General features: G+C 41.7%; 12 protein-coding genes and 1 tRNA gene. 5 read left to right on the top strand and 8 right to left on the bottom strand.

Translation table 11 applies throughout. The features are described from left to right. Nucleotides 1-31 precede the first annotated feature (31 nt). Nucleotides 32-433, top strand: a complete 402-nt coding sequence (locus tag BN8908_RS10800; protein WP_021986887.1) for an ATP-binding protein — start codon at nt 32-34, stop codon at nt 431-433. A gap of 10 nt (nt 434-443) precedes the next feature. Further along, nucleotides 444-692 (top strand): hypothetical protein, encoded by a 249-nt coding sequence (locus BN8908_RS10805; protein ID WP_021986888.1) that lies wholly within the window; start codon nt 444-446, stop codon nt 690-692. Nucleotides 693-1,052: 360 nt separating this feature from the next. Here the strand turns inward: BN8908_RS10805 and BN8908_RS10810 are convergent, their stop codons facing one another. The 8 genes from BN8908_RS10810 to BN8908_RS10845 form a co-directional block, all read right to left on the bottom strand. After that, nucleotides 1,053-1,991 (bottom strand): DUF1848 domain-containing protein, encoded by a 939-nt coding sequence (locus tag BN8908_RS10810; RefSeq protein WP_068690561.1) that lies wholly within the window; start codon nt 1,989-1,991, stop codon nt 1,053-1,055. A 282-nt stretch (nt 1,992-2,273) separates the two neighbouring features. Continuing rightward, complete coding sequence (locus BN8908_RS10815) at nt 2,274-3,332, bottom strand: NAD(P)H-dependent flavin oxidoreductase (RefSeq protein ID WP_068692228.1); 1,059 nt, start codon at nt 3,330-3,332, stop codon at nt 2,274-2,276. A gap of 406 nt (nt 3,333-3,738) precedes the next feature. Next, nucleotides 3,739-3,826, bottom strand: a tRNA-Ser gene (locus BN8908_RS10820). Nucleotides 3,827-3,928: 102 nt separating this feature from the next. After that, nucleotides 3,929-4,378 (bottom strand): hypothetical protein, encoded by a 450-nt coding sequence (locus BN8908_RS10825; protein ID WP_021988279.1) that lies wholly within the window; start codon nt 4,376-4,378, stop codon nt 3,929-3,931. A gap of 7 nt (nt 4,379-4,385) precedes the next feature. Beyond that, a complete protein-coding gene (locus BN8908_RS10830) occupies nt 4,386-4,772 on the bottom strand; it encodes a hypothetical protein (RefSeq protein WP_068690565.1) in 387 nt (128 codons plus the stop codon). Nucleotides 4,773-4,797: 25 nt separating this feature from the next. Then, nucleotides 4,798-5,358 (bottom strand): RNA polymerase sigma factor, encoded by a 561-nt coding sequence (locus BN8908_RS10835; protein ID WP_202668898.1) that lies wholly within the window; start codon nt 5,356-5,358, stop codon nt 4,798-4,800. A gap of 63 nt (nt 5,359-5,421) precedes the next feature. After that, nucleotides 5,422-6,432 (bottom strand): glycosyltransferase family 2 protein, encoded by a 1,011-nt coding sequence (locus tag BN8908_RS10840; protein ID WP_068690567.1) that lies wholly within the window; start codon nt 6,430-6,432, stop codon nt 5,422-5,424. Nucleotides 6,433-6,512: 80 nt separating this feature from the next. Then, nucleotides 6,513-7,391: a lysophospholipid acyltransferase family protein gene (locus tag BN8908_RS10845; RefSeq protein WP_021988275.1), complete on the bottom strand. Its 879-nt coding sequence runs from the start codon at nt 7,389-7,391 to the stop codon at nt 6,513-6,515. Between the two features lie 211 nt (nt 7,392-7,602). Between BN8908_RS10845 and BN8908_RS10850 the strand changes: the two genes are divergently transcribed. The 3 genes from BN8908_RS10850 to BN8908_RS10860 all read left to right on the top strand — a co-directional run bounded on the left by BN8908_RS10850 (nt 7,603) and on the right by BN8908_RS10860 (nt 11,705). Continuing rightward, nucleotides 7,603-9,603 (top strand): glycoside hydrolase family 97 protein, encoded by a 2,001-nt coding sequence (locus BN8908_RS10850; protein ID WP_068690571.1) that lies wholly within the window; start codon nt 7,603-7,605, stop codon nt 9,601-9,603. 189 nt (nt 9,604-9,792) lie between these two features. After that, entirely contained in the window at nt 9,793-10,683 is an 891-nt protein-coding gene (locus BN8908_RS10855; protein ID WP_021988273.1) for a DUF2156 domain-containing protein, read from the top strand. Next, nucleotides 10,662-11,705 (top strand): GNAT family N-acetyltransferase, encoded by a 1,044-nt coding sequence (locus BN8908_RS10860; RefSeq protein ID WP_021988272.1) that lies wholly within the window; start codon nt 10,662-10,664, stop codon nt 11,703-11,705. Before BN8908_RS10855 ends, BN8908_RS10860 begins: the two co-directional genes overlap by 22 nt. Nucleotides 11,706-11,774: the final 69 nt, after the last annotated feature.

Consider the following 11,774-nt stretch of genomic DNA (forward strand, 5'->3'; position numbering starts at 1 on the left):
GAGATAAGATATACAATTAAAATATGATCAAATGAGTAAATCAGAGCTTACGATATTTTCAGACTTGAATAATCTTCCGGAAGTTGAAGATTTCATTGAAAATCTGATTGATAAATTCGGGATAGAGGAAAATTTACGGGTCAGAATAATGCTTCCGGTAATAGAAGCCGTAAACAATGCTATTTTATTCGGAAATAAAAAAGATTCAAAAAAAACGGTAAAATTGACGGCTGCTATGAATAACCGGGAAATGATCATAACAGTTGAAGATGAAGGAGAAGGATTTGATTTCAGTCACATTCCGAATCCCACAACTCCTGAAAATTTAATGAAAACAACAGGCAGAGGTTTGTATCTGATGATGACTCTGACCGACAATTTGTTATTTACCCGAAACGGTGCAAAAGTAGAGATGACATTCGTATTAAATTAATATTCAAATTATGAAAACAATATGTACAACAATTATCGCATTACTTCTAGGCATGGTCATCGGTTATCTTTACCGGGACATGTATATCGAAAATGAAACATGGAAAAAAGAACAACTTCAAGAAATTGAAGAATACAACAAATCTTTTGAAGACAAGGATAAAACTTTGGAAATAATCAACTATAAAGAAGACGACTGGCTGGAAGTATGGCTGGAATATTTACAACAGCAGGAGTCCGAGCATTGCCATCCGGTATAACGAATATCGAAAAGATATAAACAGAAAGGAAGTATCTAACAAGTTTCAGACACTTCCTTCTCATTTGTATTCTCCGTTAGAGACAAGAATAAATAGACGATTCAACAAAGACGTATTCTTAATAACCATACTTTGCTTTTTATAAACACATTCTCCGCTATTCCCAAAAAACGAAAAAAGTGCTCTTTATATCCCCTATCTTGAAAAAAATCGGGACACACATACATATTTCACATACCCCTGTTAATCAAGAAAGCAGCATACAACAAATATGAAAAATTATTCCAAATATCTACAATAAAAACTCTGTTCCGAGTCTGGCTTATTGTCCCCCAAAATTACCGGTTAAATTTTTTATAATTAAAACAGAGAGAGTTGATCGGTCCGAAGACTTTTTACTTCGCGTTCTTTGACGATATCTCCTTCATTCAGCCGACCGATAAGCAAAGGAGATGTTTTATCGTGTTTTGCCGAATTACGCCGGGCTGTGGCATAATTTCCTTTGATAGCATAACAATAGATACATCCGTTCAAACAGGTTTCATAAGTGCCGATATCTATACTTTCCACACAAGCACAAATATTACGCTGGTTTTTATCTTTACGGGCTATAATGGGGTATCCCGTAATTTTTTCGACAAGCCTGTTATCCACACACAATCCGGCAGAAATTCCGAAAGCCGATAAATCGACTTTCGAGGTACAGGTTTCCAGGGTTATCGCAGGATAAGCATCTATTGTCTCCCGGAATGAAACAGCCATTTGTCTGATTTCCTCAGACAATAAAGGACGTATATTGAATTTACCGACAGCAGACCGGATGTGATGATAATGATCGATAAATCCGAGCATACATTTTTCAGTATGTTCTTTCAGCAATTCCGCTGTCTCTGCAAATTTTTCCCGGTGAAATTGCACCGTATAGATCCCGTTCGTTAAAATAGGATCATAACGCCAAATCACTCTTTCCCGGCCGATCTTATCGGCAAGCCGTTTAAATATTTCGATACGTTTATGAAACCGGAGCAAATTATTCTCAAGCTCACTCCCGTAAGGATTCAAAGTAAACTGGAAATAGAATTTATAATCTTTCAATAATTCAAGATTATCGAGCATCGGAGCCGGATTCTTCGTCCAGAAAACAATACAATCCACCACAACTGGTGATAGATTAATCCGGCTGATCCGATGAACATCAAACGGATTAGGGACAAGTACATATCCTTCCTTTATCCGGTTAAAAAACCACGGTGAATAAAAGGCCGGAATATCGGTTCTTCGGCTGGCACTGATTATCATAAAACGAATTTAGCAAAAAGCCGGGCATCACAACAGGATATGTTTATAAAAAATATAAAATAATCCGAAATGCCAGAATCAGATATACCCCGGACTCAATTCATCTGCAAACACCTCAATAACAAAAAGATATCCTTAATTGTCAAGAATTTACAATTGTATTCAATCCTGTTTTCCGATATGCAATAACCTTATCCAATATATACTTGCCATTTCACGGTCAGTTATTTTACTACCACTCACCGTCAATAAAATAAGGCAAAAAGAGCATTTCCGCCATTATTAAGCCAAAGAAAAACCGGATTTCAATTTTTCGATAACTTCTTTTACACTACTTATCTTACTGGCCAGATAGGCATTTTTCCCCGCGAAAGCATACCCTTTCGCCATGTTTCCTTTCGCCGCATTATACAGGGCTTTGATGATACAATAAGGACTTTTGGTATAATCGCATGTTTTTATACAATGAAACGGACATGAACGCGGTTTTTCTTTTCCTTCAGCCACCTTCCGGATAAATTCACCGTCAAAAGCACGTCCGGGCATACCCACCGGACTCTGGATAATACGAATATCCTTTTCTCCCGAATCAATATATACTTTCTTAAATTCAATGGAAGCATCACATTCTTCGGTCGGGACAAAAACCGACCCCATCTGTATAGCCGAAGCCCCCAAGTGTATAAATTTTGCAATATCCTCCGGTGTAGATATCCCTCCGGCTGCAATAACCGGAATATTTTTTCTGCCGGCATAGGTTTTAGCGACTTCAACCACTTCAGGTATAAGATGTTCAAGCGAATAATGCTCGTCTTCAATCTGTTCGCTTTTAAAACCGAGATGTCCTCCAGCCTTAGGTCCCTCCACGACAAGCGCATCCGGAAGATAATGGTAATTGTTTTCCCATTTTTCACAAATCACCTGTGCTGCCCGCGAAGAAGAAACAATAGGAACCAGCATCGTTTTACTGTCTTTATTCAGAAACGAGGGCAAATTGAGGGGAAGGCCGGCACCGGCAAAGATAATATCCGCTTTTTCGGCAATAGCCGTCCGCACCATATCGGAAAAATTAGAAAGGGCAACCATAATATTAACTCCTATTATCCCCTGTGTTTTTTCCCGGGCTTTATGAATTTCCTCTTTCAGTCCCAAAATACATTTCTCCAGATAATTTCCCCCGAATTGCGGATAAAGTAACCCCAAGCCGGCAGCCGAAATAACTCCGACCCCGCCTTCATTAGCAACTGCAGAGGCCAAACCGCTTAACGATACACCAACACCCATACCTCCTTGAATAATAGGTAATTTAATTTCATATTTACCAATAAAAAATGATCTCATATCTACATAATCATTGAAATTTGACATATCCCCTTTTTTTAATTCATACCATGAACCTATCGGGGCATTTATTCGCCGAACAAAGAAAGCTTATACCGGTCTAGTTCTACAATGAAAAGAATCAGAGCTAAAACTCCGAAAAAAATACACAGAAGAGAATGATCTGAATGAACTCACGTTGTTTATAGCGGTAAAGGTAGAAATATATTTACAATTTATATCCTCCGGAACCATAAAATCATTGTAAATATTAGATACCCATCCCCCCGTTTATAGCACTCCGGAAGATAGGATAGTCTCCCGAAAAGTGTGCAAATTTTTGCCTTTGGGCTATCTGCCGGAAAGAGAAAATCCCTGCCAATCATTGATTAGCAGGGATTTTTCTTGTTTTTGGCTTAACCTTCGGCGGAGAGAGGGGGATTCGAACCCCCGGTACCCTAATCGGATACGACAGTTTAGCAAACTGTTGGTTTCAGCCACTCACCCATCTCTCCTTGATGTTCTGTGCTGAATTGCGTCCACAAAAGTAGTGCTTTAAATTAAATCAGCAAACTTTTGCATCATTTTTTTAACGATGGTCCGCAAATCTTCGCGGCTTATTTGGAAGGCTGCGAGCATTTACGCATTTTATCCAACAATTGCCTGTGAAATTTACGTTCTACCCAATCCAATTTCGCAATTTTTTTAGCCGGGATAACTTCCAGTAATTTCTGATAATATTGTTTCTTGATATCCAGCATTTGCTGTTCCGCAGCCAAAGACCCCTCGACATATTTACGTGCATCGGCTTCTGTCAGGTTTTTGGTCTCCCGCATGACCTTCGCTTTTTTACGCATCTCCATATCTTTTTCCCGGATTTTTTTAAACATCTCGTTGTATAAAGGCCAGAATGAGACAGCCTCCTGAGGTGTAAGATCCAAAGCCTGCGTAAAAAATGCAGCTTTCTGAGCCTCGAATTCATCGCGCTTTTCTTCACTCAATTTATTATTTTGCGCCCATAGTGTCGTACCCGACAACAAACCTATAATTATTAACAAATATTTCATCATCCTATTAATAAAGTTCAGCATAAATCAAATCATAACTATTCACCTCCGTTGAAAGATATTCTAATATTTCCTCGCTGGTTGGATTAAAACTACTATCCAGCTCTATATCCTCTTTCCTGTCATTTGCCTCCTGTACAACTTCCGTACTTTCCTTTTTCAGCATGCGGGAATTATCTATAAAACGGGGCAGGACAATCTGCACCACAAACAGGGCCAACAAAAATATGGCAGCCAAACCGATATAAGGCTTTAGTATATGTACAAAACTTGTCCGCCGGGGCTTTTTCTCCTCTTTAACCCGTTCCATCACCTGATCCGTCAAATGATCGAAGTATCCATCCGGAACCGAGAAAGGATTTTTCTTTTTATATTTATCGTCAAAGTTTTCCATTGCTCCAAATTTTAAGGTTGAACCATCAGAAACAGTTATCGGCTATTCGCATACTTTCTTCTATTTTTTTCACGGCATTGTGATACGTCGCTTTCAATGTTCCTACCGCAACATCCAATACCTCTGCAATATCTTCATACGTCATATCGTCAAAATACTTCATATTGAATATCAAGCGTTGGCGGTCCGTCAATTTTAAAATAGCCCGTTGTAATTCTGCCTGAATTTCGTCTCCGCAAAACCAAGGGTCACTCTCAAGCGTATTCTCCAATACATCCGTAATTTCAGACGAATTTCCAAATACTTTCCGCCGCTTTTCATTCAGAAAATTAATCGCTTCATTCGTCGCAATCCGGTACATCCAGGTATACAATTTCGCTTCATACCTAAATTCTTTCAATCCCTGCCATACTTTTACAAAAACATTCTGTAGAATATCGTTGCAATCTTCATGACTGAGCACAATTTTCCGGATATGCCAATAAAGCTTTTCCTTATACTCATCTACAAGCAAGCGAAAGGCTTCTTCCTTTTTATTCTTAAGATGAAAAAGTTCTATAATCTCCTTGTCCTCCATGCCGGAAATTTTATTCTATTCTCTTTATATTGACAAATATCTGATCGAAAGGTTTACTTTCCACATTATTTTTTATCTCCACCCTTGTTGCAAATCCGAAAAACGACGCATTTTCCTGATAAAATAAGCATACACAATACTTTTTTTATAGATACACTTATCTTTCCGGTTTCCCGTTCCTTCAGTATATTCTTTTTTCAATTTACGAAAAGCCCGGTAAGCCTTCCACACAGAACGGGCATTGGCCCATTGTCCTTTTAACAAAAAAAGTGCAAACGCCGCCAAATCCAGTAAACGGCGCCACCATATAACCCGCCGCCAATTCGCAGCATCCAGATTTTTATACATCATCAGTAAATTGTTACGATAATTCAGAAACAATTTACGCGGGTGATTCATCGGTAAAGACCCCCCTCCCAAATGATAAACCACAGATTCAGGTTCAACTTTCAAAGTATACCCCCTATTACGCAAACGCCAGCAAAGGTCGATTTCTTCCATGTGGGCAAAAAAACGCTCATCCAAGCCACCACAGGTTAAATAGACGTCCCGGCGGATACAAAGAGCCGCCCCGGTACACCAAAATACTTCAGCCACGTCATCATATTGCCCTTCATCCTTCTCCGTCGTATCCAATATACGTCCGCGGCAAAAAGGAAATCCCCACTTATCGATATACCCGCCGCAGGCCCCTGCATATTCAAACCGTTTCTTTTCCTTCCAGGCAAGTACTTTAGGCTGGACGGCCGCAAGTCCGGAGTCTCCGTCCAAAAGAGCTATCATGGGTTCTAACCATCCCGGAGCCACCTCTACGTCACTATTCAACAAAACGACATACTCTTCTTCCACCTGTACAATCGCCCGGTTATATCCGCCGGCAAAACCGTAATTTTCAGAGAACCGAATGACATCCACATCCGGAAATCCGTCAGCTAGTAACGCCAATGAATCATCCGTAGAGCAGTTATCGGCAACGACAACCCGTCCCAAGGCCGGATTCGTATTCCGGATAACAGACGGCAAATATTCTCCCAGCAAATGCCGGCCGTTCCAATTTAAAATAATTACCGCTACCCGTGCCATATATTCAAGATTTGAAAATTCGGAGATTTAAAAGTTGAAAATGTAAATTCTGCAGGAAAATACTCCGGAACAGTTTACCATCAGCGATTTACATTCCGCTTGTGTTTCCATCGGCGATGGGACCACAGCCAATATTCAGGGGCTTCCTGTATCTGCTGTTCCAACAGGCGCATATGCATCCGAGTCAATTCCCCGGGTTGCAGTTTCACAGGTTCTTCACACAAATTCACGAAATCAACCTCATAATATCCCCGTTTCACCCTCCTCATGCGTAAAGAAATAACCGGAAGATTAAATTTCGTCGCAATCCGTTCTGTTCCTTCCAATACCGGCGTATCCTGATGCAAAAACTCCATCCAAAAATTCAGATTACCGCTATCGGGAGTCTGATCTCCGATAAAACCGGCCAAAAACAAATGTCCCTGCTGACAATCCCGGGCCAGCCGTCTGAATACCTCCTTCTTCGGAACCGGCTTCGCCCCGAAACGGGAGCGGACACGTATCATCAGGCGATTCATCACCTTATCATGAAGCGGTTTGTATAAGGTATAAAAATCAACATCTCCTTTCATCCATAACGAAAAAGACGCCATCCATTCCCAGTTTCCATAATGTCCCAATACTCCTATCACACTTTTTCCGGCATCGAAATAACGCTGTAATATTTCGACATGCTTGAATACACAACGGCGGCGGATCGCCCGTTCCGACATATGCCAGGGCTTATACATTTCTACGAAAAAATCACACAGATTGCGGTAAAAGCGCCGCTCGATTCTCCGCAATTCAGCTTCATTTTTTTCCGGAAAAGAATTACGCAGATTAACCCACACCACTTCCCGGCGATATCTTACAATATAGTATATAATATAATACAAGACATCCGAAAGCAAGTACAATAACCACAACGGCAAAAAACTTACCAGCCAGATCAGGCCATATAAAATATAAGAGAGCATAAGTTTCATTTCAGCTATCAAAGATAAAGCCTTTCCTACTCATATCCAAATACGGACTTATTTTGCCCGGAAAACGGTAAAATTTTGATTTATCCTGATTTTTACATTAATTTGCATAAGGAAATTTACAAATTTCAATCAGCGAAGTGTGCTTTAACCACTTAACATCCGGTTAAAATTTCCAATTCAGAATTCATAAAAACGACTATTTATGAAAATTATACTTTCTTTTCTCTTATTCGTTGGAATCGTTTCAACGCAGGCGCAAAAGCGGGAACAGATCACTTCCCCCGACGGACGGTTGCAATTAACCGTAGAAATCGGAAATATTATTACCTGGAGTGTAAAGACCGGAGACCAAACCATTATTGCTCCGTCTCCCCTTTCTGTCACGCTGGGGAACGGAGAAATCTGGGGACAGAATGCCCGCATACAGAAAACAAGCAAACAAACTGCCGACAACATCATCACAGCCCCTTTTTATAAAAAAAATCAAGTTGCCGACATTTACAATCAGTTGACATTGACATTCAAAGGCAACTGGGGATTGGTATTCAGGGTCTACGACGACGGCGTCGCCTACCGCTTCCGGAATCTGGCAGACAAGGCTTTTACAATTGTGAATGAAGAAGCCGCTTTTTGCTTTGATAAAGATTACAATACCATTGTACCTTATGTAAAAGCCCGCCATGACAAAGAGAAATCGTTCGAAACTCAATTTTTCAATTCCTTTGAAAATACATATACTCACACCTCTATTTCCCGGTTAAACAAAGATAAACTGATGTTCCTGCCCCTTGTCGTAGAACTGGAACAGAACCGAAAAGTATTGATCACAGAGGCGGATCTCGAAAGTTACCCCGGACTATATCTCAACAGCGGGCAAAAAGAACGTGCCCTGACCGGCGTATTTGCCCCCTACCCCAAGACGGTTGTACAAGGCGGTCACAATATGTTGCAAGGACTGGTTACAGCCCGGGAACCGTACATGGCAAAAGTAGAGGGGAAACGCGATTTCCCCTGGAGAATTGCAGTCATTTCCACCGACGATAAGCAACTGGCAGACTGCGACATGGTGTATCGTCTGGCCTCACCTTCCCGCATCGGAGACATCACCTGGATCAAACCGGGAAAAGTGGCCTGGGACTGGTGGAACGACTGGAATATCGACGGCGTGGATTTCAAAGCCGGCATCAACAACGACACCTATAAATATTACATCGACTTTGCTTCCCGCAACGGTATCGAATATGTGATTCTGGACGAAGGCTGGGCGGTAAACAAACAGGCCGATCTGTTGCAAGTCATACCGGAAATAAACATCCGGGAACTGGTCAATTATGCCATGGACAGAGAAGTCGGCATTATCCTTTGGGCCGGTTACGAAGCTTTCCGCAAAGATATGGAGAATGTATGCAGACATTATGCCAATATAGGTGTAAAAGGATTTAAAGTTGACTTTATGGACCGGGACGACCAGCAAGTCGTTGATTTTGTGTATGAAGCGGCAGCGACGGCAGCCCGTTATAATTTAGTATTGGATTTACACGGCATTTATAAACCGACGGGCTTACAACGCACTTATCCGAATGTGCTCAACAATGAAGGTGTATTCGGCCTGGAAAATGCCAAATGGGCTCCGGCTTCTACAGACCTTGTGACATATGACGTTACTATTCCGTTTATTCGCATGGCGGCCGGCCCGATGGACTACACACAAGGAGCTATGCGGAATGCAGCCAAAGGTGCTTATGCGCCGGTATATTCCGAACCGATGAGTCAGGGTACACGCTGCCGTCAGTTAGCGACCTACATTATTTTTGAATCCCCTTTGAATATGTTGTGTGACAATCCCAGCAACTACCTCCGTGAAAAAGAATCCCTGGAATTTATCGCCGGCATACCCGTTATCTGGGACGAAACACGTGTTCTGGAAGGGAAAATCGGAGAATACGTAACCATTGCCCGGCGTAAAGGTGCAAACTGGTATATCGGAGGCCTGACCAACTGGACCCCCCGGGAAACGACGCTCGATCTCAATTTCTTAGGTAACGATAAATATCAGGCTATCCTCTTTAAAGACGGTATAAATGCAGACCGTAGCGGAAGAGACTACAAGCGGGAGGAATTCGAATTGACAACGGATAAGCAAATTGTTATACAGGAAGCTCCGGGAGGCGGATTTGCCTTGGTACTGAAGAAAACCGAATAGGATTTAAAATTTACGATCGTTTTTTCGGAACAGGGAGAATTGGAAGTCCGGTCTAAATTCTACAATTCAATCGTTGAATTTATTTCGTTTGCGTAAAAAAATATATTTCTTTTCACAGAACTAAACCTAAAATCAGATAATTTCGTATTATCGAACGAAAAGAATGTTTATTTTTCTGCACACATATATATGATTGATTTTAAACCAATTACCCTAAAAGATAAAAACCTCATTACTTCATATACGCTGACTTACGCTCCACAGGATTGTGATTTTTCATTTGCTAATTTGTGCGCGTGGCATTTCAGTAATGACAGTAGCTTCGCCGAGGTTGAAAATTGTCTGGTCATCCGTTTTCGTATGGAAGACAACCGAGTCATTTACCTAATGCCTATCGGACAAGGTAACATCATGCATGTCATCGACCTGTTGGAACGGGAAGCTTCAGCAGAAGGTCAGCCTTTACGATTGCAAGGTCCTTATCCGGACACCCGGGATAAACTCGAAAAATACTATCCGACACTTTTCGAATATGATATACACCGGGATTATGCCGATTACATCTATAGCCGCTCGGCATTAGCGGAATTGAAAGGGAAATATTACCAACCCAAGAGAAACCATGTCAACAAATTTGTAAAAGAGCACGTATATCGTTATACAATGCTGACACCGGAGATGCTGCCTCAATGTCTCGAACTTGAATCCCGTTGGTGCATGGAGCACGACTACGTCGTACAGGCAAGCATGAAAGCCGAACGCCGGGCATTGACCTATAACATCCATCACTATGAAGAACTAGGGCTTTTGGGCGGAGCGATATGGGTCGGTGATAAAATGCTTGCCTTCACCTTCGGCTCTCCGGTCAATGAAACCACATTTGCAACACATGTTGAAAAAGCCACGATGAAAATAGACGGTACATACAGCATCATCAATAAAGAATTTGCCGCCCATCTTCCGGAGCAATATCTCTATATCAACCGGGAAGAAGACCTCGGTCTTCCGGGATTACGTCAGGCAAAACTCTCATACCATCCTGACATATTATTGGAAAAATGCATAGCGATAAAAAAATAGAAACACTCAAAGAAGGTACGATTAACCTTTGGCGCATTTGCTTCAATGACACGGAGGAATTTATCCGTTTTTATTTCGAACGGAAATACAAGGATGAAAATACAATCGGTATTGAAGAAAACGGACAAATCGTTTCCGTCCTGCAAATGCTTCCTTATACAATGACCTGGAATCAGCAAGAAGTTCCGGTTTCTTATATTTCCGGGGCATCGACACATCCCGATGCCCGTAATAAAGGATTGATGCAAAAACTGCTGACGGAAGCGTTTTTCACCATGAAAAACCGGAAATTCATTTTCAGCATACTGATTCCCCAGGAGGATTGGTTATACGACTATTACAGCCAGGCGGGTTATGCTCCGGTGTTCCGGTACACATCCGAAAATTATTATTTACCCGTCTACCATAAGCATCCTGCCGTAACTGCACTGACCGCTGCACAAACGCTCGCACAACGCCAGGAATTATACAAGTATTTCAACCGGAATATGCTACGTCGTCCCAATTGCGTACAGCATTCCTCCGAAGACTTCGATATCATTCTGGAAGACTTATACCTTTCAGGCGGAAGCTTACTGGTATTCCGGCATCCTTCGGGACAACCGGGTGGAATGGCATTCACTCTTCCCACCACGGATAATATCCGGATCAACGAATTACTGTATGATTCCGAAGAAGAGAAAAGTGCTCTGTTAAATACAGCGGCCGGAATATGGCATACGAATGAGATCAGCTGTAAAGTGCCGGCACGTTCCGGACACAGCAGCCGCAGAGGAATGGCACGGATCATCGACGCCCGCCAAGTACTCGGTATCTATGCGGCCAATCATCCCCATCAATCTGTCCTGCTTTTTTTATCCGACAAGCAGCTTCCTTTTAACAACGGATATTACCGGTTGAAAAACGGTCAGGTTTTCCGGACGGGCGCAGGTGTACAACGTCCTGATCTATCATTGGATATACAGGAACTAACCCAACTTGTTTTCCATTATCCGGCCTATATCAGCCTGATGCTGGATTAGTTCGTTTAAAACCATTTTTGACTTTTTCGGGTCAAATATTGTCTTTCTCATAGAATTTAACTAATTTCG

Origin of the sequence: Culturomica massiliensis, assembly GCF_900091655.1 — a bacterium.
Classification (GTDB): Bacteria; Bacteroidota; Bacteroidia; order Bacteroidales; family Marinifilaceae; genus Culturomica; species Culturomica massiliensis.